17 protein-coding genes and 1 tRNA gene are annotated in these 21,786 nt (G+C 66.2%); 4 read left to right on the top strand and 14 right to left on the bottom strand.

The window, feature by feature from the left end:
* Positions 1-21 precede the first annotated feature (21 nt).
* The 6 genes from scpB to GIW81_RS17175 all read right to left on the bottom strand — a co-directional run bounded on the left by scpB (position 22) and on the right by GIW81_RS17175 (position 7,756).
* Positions 22-864 carry an SMC-Scp complex subunit ScpB gene (gene scpB / locus GIW81_RS17200; RefSeq protein WP_229309383.1) on the bottom strand — a complete coding sequence of 281 codons (843 nt, stop codon included), beginning with the start codon at positions 862-864 and terminating at the stop codon, positions 22-24.
* Between the two features lie 32 nt (positions 865-896).
* Positions 897-1,733 carry a segregation and condensation protein A gene (locus GIW81_RS17195; RefSeq protein ID WP_229309382.1) on the bottom strand — a complete coding sequence of 279 codons (837 nt, stop codon included), beginning with the start codon at positions 1,731-1,733 and terminating at the stop codon, positions 897-899.
* A gap of 95 nt (positions 1,734-1,828) precedes the next feature.
* Entirely contained in the window at positions 1,829-2,860 is a 1,032-nt protein-coding gene (gene nagZ, locus GIW81_RS17190; protein WP_154740543.1) for a beta-N-acetylhexosaminidase, read from the bottom strand.
* 81 nt (positions 2,861-2,941) lie between these two features.
* Complete coding sequence (locus GIW81_RS17185) at positions 2,942-4,648, bottom strand: SPOR domain-containing protein (RefSeq protein ID WP_154740542.1); 1,707 nt, start codon at positions 4,646-4,648, stop codon at positions 2,942-2,944.
* Between the two features lie 51 nt (positions 4,649-4,699).
* Positions 4,700-6,514, bottom strand: coding sequence for an arginine--tRNA ligase (gene argS / locus GIW81_RS17180; RefSeq protein ID WP_324615086.1), 1,815 nt, complete (start codon positions 6,512-6,514; stop codon positions 4,700-4,702).
* A gap of 48 nt (positions 6,515-6,562) precedes the next feature.
* Positions 6,563-7,756 carry a deoxyguanosinetriphosphate triphosphohydrolase gene (locus tag GIW81_RS17175; RefSeq protein WP_154740840.1) on the bottom strand — a complete coding sequence of 398 codons (1,194 nt, stop codon included), beginning with the start codon at positions 7,754-7,756 and terminating at the stop codon, positions 6,563-6,565.
* A 161-nt stretch (positions 7,757-7,917) separates the two neighbouring features.
* On the opposite strand from GIW81_RS17175, the gene erpA reads away from it, so the two are divergent.
* Both erpA and xth read left to right on the top strand, forming a co-directional pair.
* The gene (erpA, locus tag GIW81_RS17170) at positions 7,918-8,247 is read left to right on the top strand and encodes an iron-sulfur cluster insertion protein ErpA (protein WP_154740541.1); all 330 of its coding nucleotides are present in this window, start codon (positions 7,918-7,920) and stop codon (positions 8,245-8,247) included.
* A 44-nt stretch (positions 8,248-8,291) separates the two neighbouring features.
* The gene (gene xth / locus GIW81_RS17165; RefSeq protein ID WP_154740839.1) at positions 8,292-9,074 is read left to right on the top strand and encodes an exodeoxyribonuclease III; all 783 of its coding nucleotides are present in this window, start codon (positions 8,292-8,294) and stop codon (positions 9,072-9,074) included.
* Between the two features lie 15 nt (positions 9,075-9,089).
* Here xth and GIW81_RS17160 read toward each other — a convergent pair whose 3' ends face one another.
* Entirely contained in the window at positions 9,090-9,944 is an 855-nt protein-coding gene (locus GIW81_RS17160; RefSeq protein ID WP_195930635.1) for a tetratricopeptide repeat protein, read from the bottom strand.
* 467 nt (positions 9,945-10,411) lie between these two features.
* Between GIW81_RS17160 and GIW81_RS17155 the strand changes: the two genes are divergently transcribed.
* Positions 10,412-10,834, top strand: a complete 423-nt coding sequence (locus GIW81_RS17155) for a hypothetical protein (protein ID WP_195930633.1) — start codon at positions 10,412-10,414, stop codon at positions 10,832-10,834.
* An 80-nt stretch (positions 10,835-10,914) separates the two neighbouring features.
* Here the strand turns inward: GIW81_RS17155 and GIW81_RS17150 are convergent, their stop codons facing one another.
* From GIW81_RS17150 to GIW81_RS17120, 7 genes are all read right to left on the bottom strand, one after another.
* Entirely contained in the window at positions 10,915-11,352 is a 438-nt protein-coding gene (locus GIW81_RS17150) for a hypothetical protein (protein WP_154740538.1), read from the bottom strand.
* Between the two features lie 160 nt (positions 11,353-11,512).
* Positions 11,513-12,535 (bottom strand): tetratricopeptide repeat protein, encoded by a 1,023-nt coding sequence (locus tag GIW81_RS19405; RefSeq protein WP_195930631.1) that lies wholly within the window; start codon positions 12,533-12,535, stop codon positions 11,513-11,515.
* Between the two features lie 7 nt (positions 12,536-12,542).
* On the bottom strand, positions 12,543-14,267 hold the full coding sequence (ilvD, locus tag GIW81_RS17140; RefSeq protein ID WP_154740536.1) for a dihydroxy-acid dehydratase: 1,725 nt from the start codon (positions 14,265-14,267) through the stop codon (positions 12,543-12,545).
* A gap of 281 nt (positions 14,268-14,548) precedes the next feature.
* On the bottom strand, positions 14,549-17,317 hold the full coding sequence (locus tag GIW81_RS17135; protein ID WP_154740535.1) for a valine--tRNA ligase: 2,769 nt from the start codon (positions 17,315-17,317) through the stop codon (positions 14,549-14,551).
* Between the two features lie 133 nt (positions 17,318-17,450).
* Positions 17,451-18,614, bottom strand: coding sequence for a DUF2497 domain-containing protein (locus GIW81_RS17130; RefSeq protein WP_154740534.1), 1,164 nt, complete (start codon positions 18,612-18,614; stop codon positions 17,451-17,453).
* Positions 18,615-18,871: 257 nt separating this feature from the next.
* Entirely contained in the window at positions 18,872-20,338 is a 1,467-nt protein-coding gene (locus GIW81_RS17125; RefSeq protein WP_229309381.1) for a TolC family outer membrane protein, read from the bottom strand.
* A gap of 294 nt (positions 20,339-20,632) precedes the next feature.
* Positions 20,633-21,298: a protein-L-isoaspartate O-methyltransferase family protein gene (locus tag GIW81_RS17120; protein ID WP_154740532.1), complete on the bottom strand. Its 666-nt coding sequence runs from the start codon at positions 21,296-21,298 to the stop codon at positions 20,633-20,635.
* A 182-nt stretch (positions 21,299-21,480) separates the two neighbouring features.
* Here GIW81_RS17120 and GIW81_RS17115 point away from each other — a divergent pair.
* Positions 21,481-21,554 (top strand) — tRNA-Cys (locus GIW81_RS17115).
* The last annotated feature ends 232 nt before the right edge of the window (positions 21,555-21,786 follow it).

The raw sequence follows: 21,786 nt of genomic DNA, 5'->3' as shown, positions 1-21,786 counted from the left end.
GTTACGCGGCAACGTCCAGCGTCAGGACTTATCGGGCTCCTCGCCGTCGGGCAAGTCGTCGGCCTCTTCGTCCGTATCCTCGCCGGTCTCGTCGTCTTCCTCTTCGTCCTCATCCTCGCCCGCCTCGAGCGGCAGCTCGTCCGGCATGAGCGCGGCGACGTCGGTCGGATCGGGGACGGTGAAGTCGGGCGGCAGATTGCCGTCGAGCAGGCCGGACGCGCGCAGCTCGGCGAGACCCGGCAGGTCCTTGATGCCCTCGAGGCCGAAGTGGCTGAGGAAAGCGTCAGTCGTGCCGTAGGTGACGGGGCGGCCGGGCGCGCGGCGGCGGCCACGCAGGCGGACCCAGCCCGTTTCCAGGAGAATGTCGAGCGTGCCCGCCGAGGTGGTCACGCCGCGGATCTCCTCGATCTCAGCGCGCGTCACCGGCTGGTGATAGGCGATGATCGACAGCGTCTCGAGCGCCGCCTTCGACAAGCGCCGCTCCTGCGTCGCATAGCGCTCCAGCAGATAGGAGAGATCCTCGGCGGTGCGGAAAGCCCACTTGCCCGCGACCTTCACGAGGTTGACACCGCGCCCGGCATAGAACGCGCGCAGCTCCTCGATGAGCGCGGCAATATTCTCGCCCTCGGCCAGGTGGCCGGCGAGCTTCGCCTCGTCGAGCGGCTCGGCGGCGGCGAACAGCAGCGCCTCTAGGATCCGCAGCTTCTCGCGATGATCAGCGAAGGGCAGCGCCGCGACGTTGCGCGGCAGTGAGCCCACGCGCGCCGTCTCCTCGCCCGCCTCGTCACCGGCGTGGTCGTGGCTCTCCTGGCTCGACGGGACCAGGCTTAAGCGTGGCGGCTCCATGCGCTTCTCTTTCGTCATTGGCTGTCCGGAACGCACACGGGTTTCACCAACTAGACGACTCGCTGCCATTCCGCATCGGGCTGGCCGGCCTCGGAACGGCGGGGACGCATGTAGATCGGCTCGAACGGGCCTTCCTGGCGCAACTCGATCGTGCCTTCGCGCGCCATCTCCAGGGTCGCGCCGAACGAGCTCGCCATCACCGTCTTGCCGTTGTCGTGGGCGCCGGCGAACTCCTGCATGCAGTGCTCGAACGCCAGCCACTCGGTTTGCGTCGGCGTTTCTCCGAGTAGCCGTTCCAGGCGCAGGCGCGCGTCCTTGATCGACCACACCGGGCGCACCTTGATCACGTGCCCGACCTTGATGGTGCGGCGGCGCTGGTCGGCGTAGGCGTGCAGCAGGTCGTAGATCTTAGCCGTGAACTCGGTCTCGCGGATGGTCTTGGTGCCTTCCGGCATGCCGCGCGGGAACACGTCACGTCCCAGCCGCATGCGCGTCATGAGCTGCGCCGAGGCTTCGCGCATGGCTTCCAGCCGCATCAGGCGGAACGACAGGCGCCGCGCCAGTTCCTCGGCCGTCGCCTCCTCGCCCGGCACGGCCTCGCGCGGCAGCAGCAGGCGCGATTTGAGGTAGGTGAGCCAGGCCGCCATGACGAGGTAGTCGGCGGCGAGCTCCAAGCGCAGCTTCTGCGCCTCGCCGATGAACCCGAGGTACTGGTCGGCGAGCGCCAGCACCGAGATCTTCGACAGGTCGACCTTCTGCGTGCGCGCCAGCGCCAGGAGCAGATCGAGCGGCCCCTCGTAGCCGGCCACGTCGACGATCAGCGCGTCCTCGGCATCGGCGCGCGCTTCGACGACGGGCTCCTCCCACGCCGAAGTCGTCTGATCCATGTCCTGCGTCTCTGCGCTCATCGCGTAATGGCTTGATCCTGGCAGCGGCCGGAATCAGCCACCGCATGTCGGTCTGCAATCATATGGTGTTGAGTTTACACTGATTCAGCGCTGCCGGCCGCAAATGCAAGGACCTTGGCGAGTTGCACCTCGGCCGCAGCGGAATCAAACGGCCGCGTGGCTTTCGTTATCTTAATGGCTGCGTCAAAACGCTCGCGGGCACGACCTTCCAGAGGCGCGGAACCGGCTGCCGCATCACGCATTTCCGTCAGATCGCCATTGCAGTGGAGGGCCAGGTCGGAGCCCGCCGCGAGGACCGCTTCGGCGCGTTTGCGCATCGGGCCTGTCAGGGCCTTCATGCTGAGATCGTCGCTCATCAGGAGGCCGTCGAATCCGATTTCGCTGCGGATGACCTCTTGGATGACCGTGCGCGAGGTGCTGGCCGGATGAACCGCGTCGATATCGCGGAACACCACGTGTGCCGACATGGCCGACGGCATCCCGTTCAGCGCTTTGAACGGCGCAAAGTCCGTCGCCGTCAGCTCGGCATGGCTCTCGGTCACGACCGGCAGCGCCAGATGGCTGTCGGCGGTGGCGCGGCCGTGTCCGGGAATATGCTTGATCACGGGGATCACGCCGCCCGCCATGAAGCCTTCGCCCACGGCCTTGGCGAGATCGACAATCTGCTCCACCGTGTGCCCGTAGGCGCGGTCGCCAATGATGTCATGCGCCCCCTCGACAGGAAGATCGAGCACGGGCGCGCAATCGGTATTGATCCCCAGATCGGCGAGGTCGGCGGCGAGCAGGCGCGTCGCCTCGAAGGCGGCGAGCACCGCGGCCGCGTGGTCGCGCGCGTAGAGGGCGCCGTAGGCGGCGGCGGGCGGCAGCGCCCGGCCCAGCGGCGGTCGCAGCCGCTGCACGCGCCCGCCCTCCTGGTCGATGAGCACCATGAGGTCGTCCGCCCCGACGGCCGCGTGCACGTCGCCGATCAGGGCGCGGATCTGCTCGTGATCGGCGAGATTGCGTGCGAAGAGGATGAACCCCGCCGGCCGCGCGTCCTTGAGGAATGCTGCTTCGTCGCGCGACAGCTTCGTGCCCGCGACGCCGACGATCAGGGCGGTCCGCATCACCTATCCGATGAAAGCTTCAGGTCCCGCCGGACCTAGCATCGCCGGCCGCGCCCGTCGAGCGCGGCGGCACGCCGCTCACTAGTAAGCGGTGACCCAGCAATCCTTGTAGCCGGAGGCCTTGAGCTGGGTGCACAGGTCGCTCGCCTGAGACTTTGAACCAGGCGGCCCAACCAGGAGCCGATGGTAGGCACCCTTGCCGGCGAGCGTCGTCTCGCGCACGTCGGGGGTCTTGTTGGCGAGCACCGTGCCGTATTGCTGCTGCAGGTCTGCAAACTTGCGTAGCGCGTCGAGGCGGCTGTTGCCCGATGCCGGCACCGAGGCCAGCACGACGACATAGCCGTTGGCGCCCGAGGCACTAGGGGCCACTTCGTCACCGGTCACCGGGGCGGCGGCGACCTTTTGCTTCTTCGGCGCGGCGGGCGCCACCGGCGCGGCCATCTCATCCGGAAGGCTGGCGGTCGAGGCCGGGATGACCTTGGTCGTCTTGACGTTGACGCGCGGCTTGGTGTTGACGACGACCGGCTCGGCCTCGGCCTGCTGCTGCGGAGGCGGCTGCGGCGCTGCACGCTGTTGCGGCGGCGCCTGGGCAGCGCTGCCGAATGCATCGACGACGGTGAGGCCGGGGACGGAAACCTGATCCTCGTGGGCCGGCGCTGCCTCTGCCGAACCCGTGGGTGCTTCGATAGAACCATCACGCCCGACAACCAGAGTCTTCACCGGGCGAGAGCCGTTGCCGGAATCGCTTTCCGACAGGCCGGCAGCCTGTCCCTCGGTGGCCGCGCTGCCGTTGTCGCCCAGGCGACCAAGAACCTTGCTGTCGGTGTGCGAGAATTGCTTGCCGCCCGGATCGAGTGGCCGCTCCTTGGCGGGCGAGGCGTCGCTCTCGATGACCGGCGGACTGGAATCGGGCGGCGATCCGAGCACCGCCTTATAGGCTTGCGCCAATCCGTATCCGAGACCGATGGCCACCACCACCGCGCCGGCAATGCGCATGGTCCAGCTGACGCGACGCGGCTCCTCGGCCTCGTACGCGCCGGCCTCGTCCTGGTTGTATGTCGGCTCCAGGGCGCCGCCGTGGGCCTGGTCGTAGCCGGCTTGGCCGCGGCCGAAGCCCGGCTGGTCGATGGGGTCGCCGTAGCTCGTCGCCGGCATGGCCCAATCGGCCTGCTGCAGCGGATCCATGTGCGGCTGATTGCTGTTGGCGGGAGGATAGCCCCCCACGTCCTGACCATAGCCCTGCGCCTGCGGCCACTGTTGCTCGTAGGCCGGGGGCGCTTGGCGCGGTGCATATTGCGGCGCGCCCTGCGGAGCCGGCTGGCGGTAGGCACCATTCGCATGCGCGTGCTCGCTGCCGGGAGCGGCGTAGGCGGCGCGCTGCGCCGGTGCCGCCTGGCGCGGCGGCTGCGTCGCGTATTGCGGCGGCTGCGTACGCGGGAAATTTTCAAAGTCGTGGGTCGGCTGCGCGTTGCGGGCGCTGTCGAGGCTGCTCAGCCCCTGCCGATTGCTCGGCGGCTGCGTATGCACCGCGGGCGCCTGCGGAGGCGCGTACTGCGGCTGCTGGGGATTCTGCTGAGGGTAGTGATAGCCCTGCTGGGCACCGCCGTAGGCGGGTGCCTGCGGGTCGGCGTAGCCCTGAGGATAGCCAGCCTGCTGCTGGCCGGGGACAGCGTATTGATTGGCCTGCGGCCGTTGCGCCGGCCGCTCGCCTGTACGGGGGTCGCCCTCGCCCGCGGGACGGCCCTGCGTCGGCCATCCATTGTTTGGGGCACCTTGGGAGCGAGACATATTGAGAACCCCTCGAAGCGCTGATTCAGTCTGCAAGCGTCGAATCGGAGTCTAGCGCATAGCTTCCGGGGCCTCGACGCCGAGGACTGAAAGTCCGGAGGATATCACCTGTTGGACGGCAGCAATAAGGGCAAGCCGAGCTGCGGTCATAACCCCGTCATCTGCCTGGATAAATCGCAAATGTGGCGAATCATTGCCTCGGCTCCATTGCCCGTGCAGGGCCGACGCGACGTCGTAAAGGTAGAACGCTAGCCGGTGCGGCTCCTCCGCGCGCGCGGCGCCCGACACCAGCCGGGGGAAGAACGCTAGCTTCTTGATGAGCTCGATCTCGCCGGCGTCCGTCAGCTTCGAGAGATCGGCCTCCCGCACCGCCCGGCTGCCGGGCGCCAGTTCGGGGAACACCTCTTGCGCGTTGCGGAACACCGAAGCGGCGCGGGCGTGCGCGTACTGCACATAGAAGACCGGGTTGTCCTTCGACTGCTCGACGACCTTGGCGAGGTCGAAGTCGAGCGGCTCAAGCTCCTTGCGGTAGAGCATCATGAAGCGCACGGGGTCGCGCCCGACCTCGTCAACCACGTCACGCAGCGTCACGAACGTGCCGGCGCGCTTCGACATCTTGTAGGGCTCGCCGTTCTTGAACAGCTTGACGAGGTTGACGACCTTGATCGCGAGATCGCTCGTGCCGCCCGTGGTCTCCCACGCCTTGAGCTTCCCCTTGGCGTCACGCTCGACTCTGCCGCCCGTGAACGCGGCGACGACCGCCAGCATGCGTGGAATGTAGCCGATGTGATCGGCGCCGAAGACGTTGACGAGGTGCTTATAGCCGCGCTGCAGCTTGTCGTAATGGTAGGCGACGTCGCCGGCGAAATAGGTGTACGTGCCGTCCGACTTCAGCAGCGCGCGGTCGACCTCGTCCCCAAACTCCGTCGACTTGAACAGCGTCTGCTCGCGGTCCTCCCACTCGTCGTCGTCGTGGCCTTTCGGACGCGGCAGGCGACCCTCGTAGATTAGGCCCTTGGCGCGAAGCGCGGCGACCGCCTCGTGCACCTTGTCGGTGCTGCCGCGCGTCAGCGATGCCTCCGAGAAGAACACGTCGTGCTTGATGTTGAGCGCGGCGAGATCCTCCTTGATCATCGGCATCATCTCGGCGATCGCGAACGTCCGCACGATCGGCAGCCAGCGCTCCTCCGGCATGTTGACGAGCGAGCGGCCATGCTCTTTGGTCAACGCCGCGCCAACCGGCTTCAAATAGTCGCCGGGATAGAGCCCGGCCGGGATTTCGCCGATGTCGTCGCCCAGCGCCTCGCGGTAGCGCAGGAACACCGACCGCGCGAGCACGTCCACCTGACCGCCGGCGTCATTGACGTAGTATTCGCGCGTGACGTCGTAGCCGACGAAAGCCAGCAGGTTGGCGAGCACGTCGCCGAAGACTGCGCCGCGGCAATGCCCGACGTGCATCGGACCCGTCGGATTGGCGGAGACGTATTCGATGTCGACAGCCTTGCCCTTGCCGATGGACGAGCGGCCGTAGGCTTCGCCCTGCTCCAGAATGGCGCGCACAAGGCTTTGCCAAATGGCCGGCTTGAGCGTCAGGTTGATGAACCCCGGACCGGCGACCGAGACAGTGTCGATGCCATCGACGGCCGAGAGCTTCGCCTGCAGCTTGTCGGCGATGTCGCGCGGCTTCATGCGCGCCGGCTTAGCCAGAACCATCGCCGCGTTGGTGGCGAGATCGCCGTGAGTCGGCTCGCGCGGCGTCTCCACCTCGACGTTCGAGGTTGGCACATCCGCTGGCAACTCGCCCTCCGCCTTCAAGGCTTCGAGCGCCGCCGCAACGCGGCTTTCGATGTCGGCGAAAACGTCCACGGGGGCGATCCTGGGGGCTGGAAACACAAGGGAAAAGTTGCGGCCCGCCTATCGTAAATTGGGGGTGGCGTCAAACAGGCGGCGGTGCTCGGCGATGGCGAAGCGATCGGTCATCCCGCCGACGAAGTCGCAGATGAGACGCGCGCGGCGCCGGTCGTCGAGACGCTGGGAAGCCGCGTACCAGGCTTCCGCCATGGCCGCCGGGTCCGCTTGGTATTTCGCGAAGAGGTCGGCGACGATGCGCTCGGCGTCGCGCATCACGCTCATCACCCGCTCGTGGCGATAGACGCGCTCAAACAGGAAGGCCTTGAGGCGGGCAATGTCCGTTGCCATTGCTGCGGAGAAACCGACGGTCGCCTGCGGCGCGGCGCGGATGTCCTCGGGCGATTGCGGGGCGAGCGCTGCCAGCCGCGCCCGCGATTCCGTCACGAGATCGGCGATCATCACGGTGATCAGGCGCCGCGTCAGCTCGTAGACCGCACGGCCGTTGTCGGCCGGGGCGCTGGCGCGCACCCGCTGCAACGACGGGCCCGCCAGGGGCTGCCCTTCGAAATCGCCGAGCGTCAAGAGATGGGCGCGCAGCCCGTCATCGATGTCGTGGGCGACATAGGCGATGTCGTCGGCCAGCGCCGCGACCTGCGCCTCGGCCGACGGCCATGATCCCAGCTCCAAGCTCTGCCAGCGCTCGATGCGCCGCGCCACTTTCGCCACCGCGCTCGCGACGTCCACCGGGCCGTTGTGCTTGGCTAACCCCTCGAGCGTCTCCCAGGTGAGGTTGAGGCCGTCGAACTGCGCGTACTTGCGCTCCAGCCCGGTGACGACGCGGAGGCTCTGGGCGTTGTGGTCGAACCCACCGAAGTCGTGCATCACCTTATCGAGCGCCCGCTCGCCGGCGTGGCCGAACGGCGGGTGGCCGAGGTCGTGCGCCAGCGCGATCGCCTCAGCCAGATCCTCGTCGAGCCGCAACTGTCGCGCCACCGTGCGGGCGATCTGCGCCACCTCCAGCGAATGCGTCAGCCGCGTGCGGTAGTGGTCGCCTTCGTGGAAGACGAACACCTGCGTCTTGTAGGTGAGGCGGCGGAAGGCGGTCGAATGCAGGATACGGTCGCGGTCGCGCTGGAACGGGCTGCGCGTGGTGCATTCGGGTTCGGCGGCCAAGCGCCCGCGGCTCGGCACCGCACCGGCCGAATAGCCGGCCGGCGCGCGCTCCCCCGGACGCAGCCCCGCGCCATAATCGCCCATCCCAACGTTGTTGGCTTCAGGTTTCACCGTCGCTACCGCATCCGGCCTGGCCCTCGCGGGCTTTGATTTGGCGCCCATCACGCTTATCTTGCATAAGGACAGAATCCGGCGCTCTGCAACCCTAGCCGCCGCTTTCCCGCCGATCCACCCGAGGCCAGCCCATGAGCGACCCCGTTACCGTCACCGAGCGCGCCGCCAAGCGCATTACCGAGATCGTCGCCGGCGAGGCCGCGGCGCGGGCCCTGCGCATCAGCGTCGAGGGCGGCGGCTGCTCGGGCTTCCAGTACAAATTCGACCTCGTACCGGCCGCGGCCGACGACGACGTCGTGCTCGAGCGCTCCGGCGCCAAGGTCGTCATCGACCAGGTGTCTATGGGCTATCTCGCGGGCTCGGAGATCGATTTCGTTGACGACCTGATCGGCGCCTCGTTCCGGGTGAATAACCCCAAGGCCACGGCCTCGTGCGGCTGCGGCACCAGCTTCTCGATCTAGCCGCGCTGGCCAGCCCCTCGATTCTCGACTACCCCTTCGACGCCATGAAGGTCACCACCTGGAACATCAACGGCGTCAAGGCGCGCCTGGAATCGGCCGTCGCCTATCTCAAGCAGGCGTCGCCCGACGTTATCTGCCTGCAGGAGATCAAGAGCGTCACCGAGGGCTTTCCGCGCGAAGCCTTCGAGGAGCTGGGCTACCACTGCGCCATCCACGGCCAGAAAGGCTTCAACGGGGTCGCCATCCTGTCGAAGCTGCCGCTGGAGGAACTGCGCACCGGCCTTCCCGGCAACGACGCCGACGACCAGTCGCGCTTCATCGAGGCGATCATCTCGGTGCCGTCCGGCGTGCTGAAGGTCGCCTCCATCTACGCGCCCAACGGCAATCCGATTACCACCGAGAAATTCCCCTACAAGCTTGCGTGGCTTGCCCGCCTGCGCGCTCACTTCAAGCGCCTGCTGGCCGAAGAGATCCCCTTCGTCATGGCCGGCGATTACAACGTCATCCCCGAGCCCGTCGACGCCAAGCGTCCCGCCGCGTGGACTTCCGACGCGCTCTTCCAGCCGGAGACGCGCGCCGCCTACCGTACCATCCTGAGCGACGGTCTGACGGACGCGATCCGCCTGTGCCATCCCGGCCCCGGCGTCTACACGTTCTGGGACTACCAGGCCGGCGCTTTCCAGAAGGACGACGGCATCCGCATCGATCACCTGCTGCTCTCGCCGCAGGCGGCCGACCGGCTCGTCTGCGCCGGCGTCGACCGCTTCACGCGCGCCTGGGAAAAGCCGTCGGATCACGTTCCTGCGTGGGTCGAGCTCGATCTTTGAGCGATAGCGGCTGAGTTACTCGCTGCACTTCGCCGTAACGACGCTGCCCGTAGCCGGCAGGAACACCTTGCAGTCGAGCGGCCGCGGCTTCTCCAGCTTGACCTCGGCGACGTCTGCCTTGGCCACAGACTTCTTGCGCGCCGAATTTTCCGGCTTGCCGCTATCGCCCCTATCGCCGATCGCGAGTCGTGCCTTCGCCAATCGTCGCGCTGCACGCCCGTCGAAGGAATCCGTCGGATCGGCAAGCGCCTTTTCAAAGCGCTGGCGCGCCGCGCTCGCCACGCCCCGCTCTTCTAGGATGCGGCCCTTCAGCATGTGCGCGGCGGCAAAGTCGCCGCGTAGATCCAACGCGCGGTCGACGTCCTTTTCCGCCGCCTCGACGCGGCCCTCAGCGAAGGCGACCGAAGCGCGCGCATAATGCGCCGCCGCGGTTTCACTCCCACGCGACAGCACACGATTGATTTCGCTGCGGGCACTTTCGAACGATCCCTGGTCTGCGAGGATCAGCGCGCGCATCAGCGGCGGAAAAGCCGCCTCGCGGTCGAGGTCCATCGCCGCCTCGAGGTCGCGCAGCGCGCCGTCTCGATCGCCGTCCGCGCGCCGCACCACCGCGCGGCTATAATGAAATTGCCATTGGTCGCCGCCGCGCTTCACGGCCTCGTCGAGGTCGGCCATCGCCTTCTCGGGGTTGCCGCTGTCGGCGTGGACCATGCCGCGTGCCTCGTAGGCGCGCACGAAATCCGGCTTCAACTCCAGAACCCTGGTGAAGTCGTTGATTGCTTTGGCGGTGTCGCCGGCGCGACGATAGCCGGTGCCGCGGTTGAAGTGCCCGATGTACATTTGTTCGCGCGGCAGGCGTCCGCTGCTCATCACCCGCGTGCACGCGGCCGCGCCGGCGCGGTCCTTTGCTGCGGTGCAACTAGATAGGTCCTGGCTCATGCCCGCGGAGGCCGATGTCGCCATGAGGGCGACCAGAAGGAAGCCTCCCGTCAGGATTCCCCCAATCAAAACAAAACAGGCGCGTAGCATTTTCGCCTCCCGTGGAGCGAGATCCTTAGCCATCCGCAAAGCGCCGCGCCGATTCTGGCAGCGGTCGGGAGATCGTTACCCGCAGCGGGTGCGACGCACTGTTCCGCAAGGAACAGCAGGGCTTTGACGGGTTAAGGAGCATCCCCACATGCTCCGGGGCGACAGGCGCCGGACGGCGGAGGCGTTCAGCGAGTTGTTACGATTCTCGGTCAGTGTCTGCCCCCGGAACAACCCTCCGCCCCGTGTCCCGAGCTTTGAACTGGTGTAATCTGTACTCGGTGGACACAGGGCTCATTGTGCAAGGTCCCATGATGAACATGCAGATACTCAATCGCTTGGCTCGCGGCGCAGGCTTGCTGTCGCTCGCGGCTCTTCCCGTTGTCGGTTTCATTGGTCCTAGCGAGGCCGAGCCGAGCAGTCTTTCCGGCTCGTGGAGCGGCGGCGGCTGGGTTTCGTTCGCCAGCGGCTCGAAGGAAAAGGCTCGCTGCCACGCGCGCTATACGGGCGGGGGCGGCAGCTACACGGTAACCGCTACGTGCGCCACGGCTTCGGGCAAGGCCTCGCAGACCGCGACGGTCTACAAGACGGGCGGCAATTCCTACAAAGGCAGCTTCGTCAACTCGCAGTACAACGTGCGCGGCTCGATCCGCGTCACGGTGCACGGCAAGAGCCAGAGCGTGAGCTTGTCGGGTGACGGCACCGCCGCGCAGCTCAGCCTGTCGCGTCGCTGATCGTTTCACCGCGTTAGAAATGCGAAAGGCCGGATCGCTTCACGCGATCCGGCCTTTCGTGTTCGGGCTTGCGCCCCGCGCTATACGTCGTGCTTCGCATTGGTCGGCTGCTGCAGGGAGCCGAGAACCGACCCGCTCCAACGTTCGACCTTTTCTGGCAGGAACACATAGCTGTGCAGCTTGAACACCAGGCCGTCCTGCATGACGGTGTGCTCGCCGCTGTAGATCGCATTGGCCGGTAGGTAATAGGCGCAGGAGAACTTGGCGAGGTCCTTGTTCACCGCGTTGGCCGCCATCTCCTCGTTCTCGCCCTGCGCCTGATACATCAGGAAGTTTATCGAATCGACTTTCTGATTGCAGAAGAAGCCGCGCACGCGCTCGGGCGGCGACATCGTCGTGGCGTTAGAGCCTGCGGCGGCCAGCGTCAGGCCGCCGGCCAGGAGGCAGACGACAGTGGCGTTGAGCTTGCGATGAAAGACTTGCTGCAGTTGGCGGAGCCAAGAAGCGGAGCCGGTCATAAGTGCACCTCCAAGGTCTAAGCAAGCACACGCGTCGTGCCTCACTCCGCCTTGGACGTGACCTCCGTCACCTTCTTCTTGCTCTTGCGCTCAAGGATATGAGCGATTCTAGCAGGGCTCAAGCTGCATGCATGAGCACCCGCTGCTCAAATAACCAGCATCAGCGCGCCGGTGCGGGAGCGCTCGTGCTTGCACCGACATCGCGCATGCCGCTTCCCGCGGTTCCTTTGGCGAAGCTGTCGCTGCCATCGGCCTGCTTCGGAAGTGCGGTCGCCAGCGGCGCCGTGGGCGTGCCCGGCATGTCGGCATTGGCGCTCATGTCGAACAGCACCGGCTCGCCATTGCCGCAGGTGCGCGTCGCCTGCACGTTGAGGAGCCCGAGGCCGGTGTCGTCACGCGTGTCGGGCTTGCGGCCGTAGCGGGTGCGCCAGTCGGCGACGATGCCCGTCGCCTGCTTGCGGACGCCCTGCGCGGCTCCGCAGTAGATGTTCTGGTAGATGTCCTCGATCCACACCCGCTCGTACGGCGGCGAGTTGGTGACGGCGACCGAAATCAGCGCCAGCGCGCGGACGGGGTCGGCCTTCATGTACTTGCCACGCCACAGGAGATCGGCGAGGAACGCCTGCGCTCCGGGATGGCCCTTCTGGCTCAGGACCGACAGCCAGTGCTTGGCATATGCCTCGTCGCTCTGGACGCCGTCGCCGTGCAGATAGAGCTTGGCGAGCTCGAACTGCGCGTCCTCGTCGCGGAAGAACTGCGCGGCTTCGCGCAGGTATTCCATGGCGATCTTCGGATTGGGCTTGAGGTTCACCTCCGGCAGCCCGTTGACGAGATAGCCGGCGATGCGCGTCATCGCCTTGGCGACGTAGGGCGCACGCTGGTCGTCGTCGGGGTCGACGTCGGTATGCTCCTCGGCAATCTTCAAGTAGAGCTGGTACGCCTTGGCGTGGTCGGTGCGCGAGCCGTTGTTGTCGGAGTAGATGCGCGCCAGGTAGTAGGGCGCGAGGAACAGGTGCGCGTCGGCCGCGTACTCGAGCGCCGGGATGGCGATCTCGTAGTAGCCGCCGTTGAAGGCGCCGATGCCCTGATCGAGCGCGTCCTGCGCCGATCGGTACTTGCCGGCCGCCGCTGCAGCGCCGATGACGCCGAGGCTCAGCATGAGCCCGGCCACGAGTACGCGCACTGTCCGATCAAATATCCGCATAGCAGACCACTTCCGCTTTGCCACCAGCATGAGTAACCGCGCCCTTTGACGCCGGCCCGACGAGTTGCGCATACTTGCGAATTGCGCCGCTCTGATACGGGTTAGCAGGGGCCTTCCAATTCTTCTTGCGCTCGGCGAGTTCGGCTTCCCTCAACTCCACGTCGAGCGTGCCCTTCACCGCGTCGATCGAAATGATGTCGCCGTCCTTGATGAGGCCGATGGGGCCGCCGACCGCCGCCTCCGGGCCGACGTGACCGATGCAGAAACCGCGCGTGCCGCCGGAGAAGCGGCCATCGGTGATCAGCGCCACCTTCTCGCCGGCACCCTGGCCGTAGAGCGCCGCCGTCGTCGACAGCATCTCGCGCATGCCGGGACCGCCGATGGGGCCCTCATAGCGAATGACGATCACGTCGCCTTCGTTGTATTGGCCGGCATCGACCGCCGCGAACGCGTCTTCCTCGCAGTCGAAGATCCGTGCGGGACCACTGAACTGCAGCTTCTTCAGGCCGGCGACCTTCACGATGGCGCCGTCCGGTGCAAGCGTGCCCTTGAGGCCGACGACACCGCCGGTCGGCGTGATCGGGTTGGACACCGGATACACGACGTCCTGGTCGGCGTTGAACTTCACCTTCTCGAGGTTCTGCTTCATCGTGAGGCCCGTCGCGGTGATGCAATCACCGTGCAGCAGGCCGCCATCCATGAGCGCCTTCAAGATCTGCGGCACGCCGCCGATGTCGAACACGTCCTTGGCGACGTACTTGCCGCCCGGCTTCAGGTCGGCAATGTACGGCGTCTTCTTGAATATCTCGGCGACGTCGAACAGGTCGAAGTCGATGCCCGCCTCGTGCGCCATGGCGGGAAGATGCAGCGCCGCGTTGGTCGAGCCGCCGGTGGCCGCGACGATGACGGCCGCGTTCTCGAACGCTTCGCGCGTGCAGATGTCACGCGGACGGATGCCGCGCGCCAGAAGGTGCATCACGGCCCGGCCGCTCTCGGTCGCATAGGAATCGCGGCTCTCGAACGGCGCCGGTGCGCCGGCCGAGCCGGGCAGCGCCAGGCCGATCGCTTCCGACACGCAGGCCATGGTGTTGGCGGTGAACTGGCCGCCACAGGCGCCGGCCGACGGACACGCGACGCACTCGAGCTCGTGCAGCTCCTCGTCGGACATCTTGCCCGACGAGTGCATGCCAACGCCCTCGAATACATCGACGATCGTGACGTCACGACCCTTGAACCTGCCGGGCAGGATCGAGCCGCCGTACATGAACACCGACGGCACGTTCAAACGCAGCATCGCCATCATGATGCCGGGCAGCGACTTATCGCAGCCGGCGATGCCGACGAGCGCGTCGTAGCAGTGACCGCGCATCGTGAGCTCGATCGAATCGGCGATCACCTCGCGCGAGACCAGCGAGGCCTTCATGCCCTGGTGACCCATGGCGATGCCGTCGGTCACGGTGATGGTGCAGAATTCACGCGGCGTGCCGCCGCCCTCGTCGACGCCAATCTTGGCGGCCTGAGCCTGGCGCATCAGCGCGATGTTGCAGGGAGCCGCCTCGTTCCAGCACGACACCACGCCGACGAACGGGCGATGTATGTGCTCCTCTTCGAGGCCCATGGCATAGTAGTAGGAGCGATGCGGCGCGCGCGTCGGCCCTTCCGTCACGTGACGGCTCGGAAGCTTTGATTTGTCGAACGTTTTCGCGTCCATACTTATTTTCAGTCCGTCCACAGATTAGATAAGCCACAGTCTCGACAACTCATATGAGGTGTCGCGCGATACGAACGAAGGTTGCCCAGGCCTCTGTGTCTGAAAAGCTCGCGCGGCGAACGGCCACCCGCCGCCTCCACACGCTTCCCTCGCTCTTCCCTAGCTCGACGCTGGCGCCGTATTGTGGCGCAACGGCGGCAGTGGCCGCCCAAATCGTGGCCCGTTCGCCACATCTCACAGTTGGCGTTAACCTTCGGGCAAGGCGGCCGCGAAAATGCGGTTTAACTGACCGTCTCGAGCCGCTTTACGGCCGCCCGCAGGCGTTTGATAGCGCCCTCCAGCTCGGCCTTGCGCTCGCGAGCCTCTTCCACCGCCTCTTCCTTGGCCTTGGCCATGAACTGCGGGTTGGAGAGCTTGGCGTCCATCTTGCCGAGGTCGCTTTCCGCCTTCTCGATCTCGCGCCCAAGGCGTTTCGCCTCGGCCTCGGCGTCGATGACGCCGCCCAGCGGCAGGGCGGCGGTCGCATCGCCGACGACGATCACGGCCGCACCCTTGGGCGTCGCCTTGGGAAATGTGATGCTGTCGAGACGCGCGAGGCGGCTGATCGTCTCCTCGTGGCGCTTGGCGCGCTCCTTCACGACCGGCGCGGCGTTGGGAAGCGCCAAGGGCAGCTTGGCGGCGACCGGCACGTTCATCTCGGTACGCACCGAGCGGATTTCGGAGATGAGCTGCACCACCCAGCCGATCTCCTCGTCGATCTCGGCGTCGACGAGGCCCGAGAGCGCCGGCCATTGGCTCAGAGCCAGCAGGTTCTCGCGCTTCTCGCCGTGCTCGACCGCATGCGCCCACAGCTCCTCGGTGATGTAGGGCATGAAGGGATGGAGGAGCTTCAGGATCTGGTCGAGCGTCCACGCCACGGTGGCGCGCGTCTCGGACATTGCCGCCTCGTCATCGCCGGTGAGGATCGGCTTGATCAGCTCGAGGTACCAGTCGCAGAAGACGCCCCATACGAACTCGTAGACGGCGCCGGCCGCCTCGTTGAACTTGTAGGCCTCGATCGCCTCGGTGACGGCGCGCACCGCGCGTTCCGTCTCGCCCGCGATCCAGCGGTTGACCGGCTCCTTGACGCCTGAGGGATCGAACCCGCGCTGGCGCACGCACTCGTTCATCTCGGCGAAGCGCGCCGCGTTCCAGAGCTTGGTCGCGAAGTTGCGATAGCCCTCGACGCGCTGCGTCGACAGTTTGATGTCGCGGCCCTGAGCGGCCATGGCGGCGAGCGTGAAGCGCAGCGCGTCGGCGCCGTAGGCATCGATGACACCCAGGGGGTCCATCACGTTGCCCTTAGACTTCGACATCTTCTGCCCCTTCTCGTCGCGGACGAGGGCGTGGATGTAGACGTCGCGGAACGGCACCTCCTGCATGAAGTGCATGCCCATCATCATCATGCGGGCGACCCAGAAGAAGATGATGTCGAAGCCGGTGACGAGCACGCTCGTCGGATAGTAGCGCTCGAGCTCTGGTGTCTTGTCGGGCCAGCCGAGCGTCGAGAACGGCCAGAGCCCGGACGAGAACCACGTGTCGAGCACATCCTCGTCGCGTTTCAATGGCGTCGCCTTGCCGTAGTGCTTGGCTGCACTCGCCTTGGCCGCGGCTTCGTCCTCGGCGACAAAAACGTGCCCATCTGGCCCATACCAGGCCGGTATCTGATGCCCCCACCACAGCTGGCGCGAGATGCACCACGGCTGGATGTTGCGCATCCACTCGAAGTAGGTCTTCTCCCAGTTCTTGGGTACGAAATTGGTCTTGCCGCTCTCGACCATGGCGATCGCGGGCTTCGCCAGCTCGGCTGCGTTGACGTACCACTGATCGGTCAGCCACGGCTCGATGACCACATTGGAGCGATCACCGTGCGGCACGGTGTGCGTCGTCGGCTCGATTTTCTCGAGCAGACCAAGCGCCGCCAAATCTGCGACGATGCGTTTGCGCGCATCGAAGCGATCGAGCCCTCGGTACTCCGGCGGCGGCACGTCATTCAGCTGTGCGTTCTCGTCGAGCACGTTGATTTGCTCGAGGCCGTGCCGCTTGCCGACCTCGAAGTCGTTGAAGTCGTGCGCCGGCGTGATCTTCACCGCACCGGTCCCCTTCTCGGGATCGGAGTATTCGTCGGCAACAATCGGAATCTCGCGTCCGATAATCGGCAGCCGCACCTTGGCATTCGACTTGATGAGCGCTGCATAGCGCTCGTCGTCGGGATGCACGGCAACGCCGGTATCGCCGAGCATCGTCTCCGGCCGTGTCGTGGCGACGACGATGTAGTCCTTGTCGTAGCCCGGTACCTTGTCCTTGAGCGGATAGCGCAAGTGATACAGGTGGCCGGACGGATTGTGCTTCAGCGCTTTGGCGAGCGCCTCGGCGTCGAATGGCTGCTCGGGGTCGCCGGAGGTCCAATTAAATGTGCCGCGCGCCTCCACCTGCACGACCTCGAGATCCGAGATTGCCGTCTGGAACTTCGGGTCCCAGTTGACGAGGCGCTTGTCCTTGTAGATGAGGCCGGCCTCGTAGAGCGCCACGAACACCTTGACGACGGCCTTCGACAGGCCCTCGTCCATCGTGAAGCGCTCGCGGCTCCAGTCGCATGACGCGCCCAGCCGTTTCAGCTGGTTGATGATCATGCCGCCGGACTCTTCCTTCCAGGCCCATACGCGGCGCACGAACTCCTCGCGCCCCAGGGCGCGCCGGTCCGGTTGCTGGTTCTCCATAAGCTGGCGCTCGACGACCATCTGCGTCGCGATACCGGCATGGTCCATGCCCGGCTGCCACAAGACGTCCTTGCCGCGCAGGCGCTCAAAGCGGCAGAGCACGTCCTGCAGCGTGTTGTTGAGGGCGTGCCCCATATGCAGCGATCCCGTCACGTTCGGTGGCGGGATCACGATGCAGTAGGGCTGTGCTCCAGCCCGGTCGGAGCGTCCGGCCTTGAAGGCGTCGGCGCGCTCCCACTCCGCGCGGACGCGCGGCTCGATCTCGGCGGGCTGGTAGATTTTATCGAGCATGGGAGCGGAAATCTCTAGGAGGAGGCGGGACCAGCGGTCCTACGCTCTCCGTTCCCGCGCTGTCAACGGCGGGCCCGCGGACTGGCGTTCGCGGACTACAGGGGTGCGCCACGCTCACCGGACGGCGCCGCCGTCAGCTCTTTCCCGGCCCCTTGTCGCCCGACGTAATTTCGCTGCGCAGCGCGTCCTCGACAATGCGCGGCATGTTGTCGGCAAGCCATTGACGAAGCATCGGCCGAAGCAACTCCGCCGCGGCGCCGTCGAGCTTGGGAGGTGCGCCGGGTGCAGCCGTTGCCACGGCCTTGGCTTTCGCCGCGGTCGCGGCGGCAACGAGCTCACTGTGCTTCTTGCCGGCGATACCGCCGATGAAGGATGCGCCCGAAGTGAATACCGACAGCGAATCCGGCTGCTGCTGCACCATGTCGACAACGGCATCGAGCAGCGCCTCGGCTTCAGCGGACGCTTTCTCCTCCTTGGTGGAGGGCGCGGGCGTCGCTGCCGTTGAACTGACAGCGGCGGCCTGGTCGGGCGCCTTGTCAGCTTGCCCCGTATCGCTCCCAGGCTTGGTCGCGTCGCGGGCCGGACGCGGGAACGGCGCGACCGTGCTGCTCGCTGCCGCGGGGGCAGCGCCGCGCGAAGGCATGCTCACGACGCGCGACTCTTCAGATGCCGCCGGCGCGGACTTGCTCTCCGGCTTGTCGGCCGACGGCTTTCCTTCGCTCGTCGCCGGCGCGGCCTTGAGCGACGTCTCCTGCTGCGGCACCACGGTGCCGAAGTCGAATGACAGGAGTTCCGGGCTGTCGTCGCGGGTCGGCTTTGCAGACTGGTTCCAAGCGGGGAAGCTCGGCAGTTGCGGCTCGTTCCCGGCAGGCGCCGGCGAGGCGGACCCCTCCGGGAGCCGGACGCCCTCGCCCCGTGCCGCAGCGGGCGTGGATTGCGAGCCCGTCGCATAGCCGAGCGGATCGATGACCGTGCCGCGCGGTCCCTTCTCGATAGCGGTCGCTATTTCCTGCTGCAGCGACCGGCGCTGATCGGACAGTGCCGTCGCGACCTTGAGTGCGTCGGCGAGACTATTGAAGTTGGAGGGCTGTGCGCCAGCCGGCCGCGTGGAGCCGCTCTCCGCGGGCGATGCGCGACCGCTGTATTCCGATACGGACTTCATAGGTTCGCCGAAGGGCGTGCGACCCATCTGATCCGGCATCGGATTGGGGCCCGGCCTGTCGTCGGAGATCATCTTGCGAATGGAGGCGAGTATCTCCTCCATACTGGGCTCGGAGGCCGCCTGCGGCTTACTCATGAGGGCAATCCTCTACACGACGCGCATCGGCCATCGCCCGCTCGCGAGCCTTAGCGCTTCCCCGGTCGTACAACGGCGGTGCTGCCCCTATCAATACGCCTACGCAACCTAGGGACTCCGGAGCTCCATCATGCACCCACTAGGCGCATGCACCCTGGCTCCGGCCGGCAAGCCGCTGCGTTAATGGCCTAATGGCTAGCTGCCATCCTTGGCAGCTCTGTGGCGCGACGGGGTGCCGCGCCCAATTTCACCCGTGATTATTTCACGGGGTCCCAGCCCTGCTCCGTCTGGGGCTGCGCCTCGAACGTCTCCGTCCGGCCGTCACCATAGGTAATGCTGAGGCCGATCCACTTCCGGCGCACTTCTTTATAGTGGACGTTCGGGTCGTAGACGTAGGCCGCAGCGCCGATCCAGGCGGCATCGAGCCGACCCATCGACGAGATCACGGCATACGCGGCGACCACGAGATTGCGCCGGGTCGTCTCTAAGTTCACCTGCGAGTTGAGGTACTCGAGCTCGGCGTTGAGCACGTCAAGGAGCGTGCGCTGGCCGACCTTTTCTTCCTCGCGGACGCCTTGCAGAGCCACCTTGTTCGATTCGACCGCCACGCGGTCGGATTCGAGCTGGGCGCGCGCCGCCTCGAGCTGCGACCAGGCCGCGACGACGTTCTGCGTCTGCTCGGTACGCACCTGCTCGATCTGCTGCAGAAGGCCGAGGTGGTTCTGCTTGGCTTGGCGCACGCGGGCGTAGACGTCGCCGGCTTCATAGATCGGAATGACCGCCCGCCCGACCAACGAGCCGGTTTCAACCTCGTTGGTGAGCTTGGACGTTCCAAAACGGTCGTCGTAGCTCGCCTCTAGCTGGATAGTCGGCAGGAGCTCGCCGCGAATGCGCTCGACGGTGTATTTGCCGGCCTGCTCGCGGAAGAGCGAAGCGACGACGAGCGGGTCCTCGTTGTTGCTGACGCCGATCGCCTCCTGCATCTGGCGGGGCAGGAACTCCTCGGGCGTTCCCGGCCACGCTAGCCCGCTCGGCGGATGGCCGATGACGAGCTGGTAGCTACCGCGGCTGGTGCGCAGGTTGGCACGCGCAGCATCGAGGCGCGAAACCGCATCGGCGCGCCGGGCCTCGGCCTGCGCGACGTCGGTGCGCGTCACCTCGCCCACTGCGAAGCGGTCCTGCGCTGCCTTCAACTCGCGCGACAGCACGTTGACGTTGTTCTCGTTGAGGCGGACCAGCTCCTGATCACGGACCACGTCCATATAGGCGGTGACCGCTTGCAGCAGCACGCTGCGCTCCACGTCCCGCAGGACCTCGCGCTCGGCACGAACGTTGGCTTCCGCCTCGTTGACCGCGTTGTATGTGCGAAACCCACTGAAGATCGGCTGCACCGCGTCGATGCCGTAGCCACGCGGCTTGGTCACGCCGTCGAAGATCGACGTGGGGCGCTGGTCAGTGCGCTCGATGCCGATATCGGCATTACCGGTCACGGTCGGACGGTAACCCGACATGGCGCGGGCGACGTCCTCGTCGCTGGCCCGCTGGAAGGCGCGCTGCGCATCCAGACGCGGGTTGTATCCGTAGGCGGCCGACAGAGCGTCCTTCAGCGACTCGGCCGATGCGGGCGCCGAACCAACGACGACGACCAGGCAGGACAGAATCAGCCCGAACGCGCGGCGTGCGCCGGGCGAACTGCTCGAGCCACATGCTGACGACCTTCCCAAGTGGTCAACCCGTTGTTGTGATGAATTATTTTTACTGGCCGTCCGCATTACTTCCCCTCAGCCGCGCACGTACAAGGGCTTTCCCCGAGCCCATTTGGAATCGCAGGTGCCCAGTGAGTCTGGGGGCTGGTGGGTGATTTGTGTAGTGTTTGGGGACCGTTGGTGGAAAAGCCCTTGTACGGCGTTGCGCCAATCCCACACTCGCGCGCGTCACGCAGACGCAGCAGGCCAATTTAAGCCTGCGAAATCGCCAACGAATTCTTGTCCGCTAAAGCACAGCAGACTGCGAGTTGCCTACAATACAAACTCCGTTGTCTTCGCGAAGCCGGGCAGCATCGGCGCGGTTGCGTCGAACGCGCCCCACGAGTCGACGGAGCGACCGAGTCGCCGCCAGAGCGTCGCCTTGCCTATCCCACCTTCTGTCACGACTGCCACCAGGCGCCCCCCGTCCTTCAACTGATCGAAGAGCGCATCCGGAACCCACGAAACCGCGCCTGGCAGCACAATCGCGTCGAACGGGGCCTTGGAGGTGCAGCCGGCCACGAGGATGCCGACGTCGACCTTGACGTTCGTCAGGGCGAGCTCGGCCAAGTTGCGGCGGGCCTCGACTGCGAGCTTGTCATCGCTTTCGAGGGCGAGCACCGCCCGTGCCATGCCTGCCAGGATTGACGCGGTGTAGCCGGTGCCCGCTCCGACAACGAGCACGCTGTCGTCGGCACCGACGTCGGCCAGCTGCAGCAGCTTGGCCTCGATGCGCGGCGCCAACAGCCAACGTCGGTCGGAACCTGCCGGCGAGATCGGCACTGCCTCGTCGATGTAGGCCAGCGCCGCCATCGGTCCTGGGACGAACCGCTCACGCGGCAGCTCGCGCATGGCCCGCAGGATGCGCCGGTCCGTGACGTCGCTGGTCAGAACTTGGCTGTCGACCATGTTCAGGCGCTGTGTGGCGACATCGACCATAACTATCTCCGGCTTCCAGGGGTCTTGCGGGGAGCTTAACCGAGAGTGTGCTGCAGCGCGACAGGACGCGGCGCCTCGGGGCAAAAGTCTGAAGGCGAGCGCCCCCCACAGGCGCACTTTGCAGGCTCTGATCAGTATGATACACGGCGCATTCTTTTCGCCCCGGCTCGCCCGGGCGGTATGGCCACGTGGCGGAGTGGTGACGCAACGGACTGCAAATCCGTGCACCCCGGTTCGATTCCGGGCGTGGCCTCCAAGTTATTCCGATAAAATCTGACTTTCCGTGGCGAACGCCACAGGCGCATCGCGCGACGAACGCGGAGCGCGTCGGCACAAAAACCGGCTCACGAATTCTTTGACTATTCGGCGAGCGGGGGCGCTTTGGCTGAAGCGCCGATGCGCGGTTTTGCAACCGGGATCCAGGTCCAGCGCGGCCGGCTACAAAACAAAAGAGCAAGGGCCGCGCGGAGCGGCCCTTGCGTTTGGAG

The sequence above is a fragment of the Hyphomicrobium album genome (genome assembly GCF_009708035.1).
Lineage (GTDB): Bacteria > Pseudomonadota > Alphaproteobacteria > Rhizobiales > Hyphomicrobiaceae > Hyphomicrobium_A > Hyphomicrobium_A album.
Note: the sequence above shows the minus strand (reverse complement) of the source record. Positions and strands in the feature narration are given on the sequence as shown.

Bases quoted from the DNA above. Each gene is read 5' to 3' on its own strand.
- scpB (WP_229309383.1), bottom strand. From the start codon at position 864: ATGACGAAAGAGAAGCGCATGGAGCCGCCACGCTTAAGCCTGGTCCCG.
- GIW81_RS17195 (WP_229309382.1), bottom strand. From the start codon at position 1,733: ATGGATCAGACGACTTCGGCGTGGGAGGAGCCCGTCGTCGAAGCGCGC.
- nagZ (WP_154740543.1), bottom strand. From the start codon at position 2,860: ATGCGGACCGCCCTGATCGTCGGCGTCGCGGGCACGAAGCTGTCGCGC.
- GIW81_RS17185 (WP_154740542.1), bottom strand. From the start codon at position 4,648: ATGTCTCGCTCCCAAGGTGCCCCAAACAATGGATGGCCGACGCAGGGC.
- GIW81_RS17175 (WP_154740840.1), bottom strand. From the start codon at position 7,756: ATGGGCGATTATGGCGCGGGGCTGCGTCCGGGGGAGCGCGCGCCGGCC.
- erpA (WP_154740541.1), top strand. From the start codon at position 7,918: ATGAGCGACCCCGTTACCGTCACCGAGCGCGCCGCCAAGCGCATTACC.
- xth (WP_154740839.1), top strand. From the start codon at position 8,292: ATGAAGGTCACCACCTGGAACATCAACGGCGTCAAGGCGCGCCTGGAA.
- GIW81_RS17160 (WP_195930635.1), bottom strand. From the start codon at position 9,944: ATGAGCAGCGGACGCCTGCCGCGCGAACAAATGTACATCGGGCACTTC.
- GIW81_RS17155 (WP_195930633.1), top strand. From the start codon at position 10,412: ATGATGAACATGCAGATACTCAATCGCTTGGCTCGCGGCGCAGGCTTG.
- GIW81_RS17150 (WP_154740538.1), bottom strand. From the start codon at position 11,352: ATGACCGGCTCCGCTTCTTGGCTCCGCCAACTGCAGCAAGTCTTTCAT.
- ilvD (WP_154740536.1), bottom strand. From the start codon at position 14,267: ATGGACGCGAAAACGTTCGACAAATCAAAGCTTCCGAGCCGTCACGTG.
- GIW81_RS17135 (WP_154740535.1), bottom strand. From the start codon at position 17,317: ATGCTCGATAAAATCTACCAGCCCGCCGAGATCGAGCCGCGCGTCCGC.
- GIW81_RS17130 (WP_154740534.1), bottom strand. From the start codon at position 18,614: ATGAGTAAGCCGCAGGCGGCCTCCGAGCCCAGTATGGAGGAGATACTC.
- GIW81_RS17120 (WP_154740532.1), bottom strand. From the start codon at position 21,298: ATGGTCGATGTCGCCACACAGCGCCTGAACATGGTCGACAGCCAAGTT.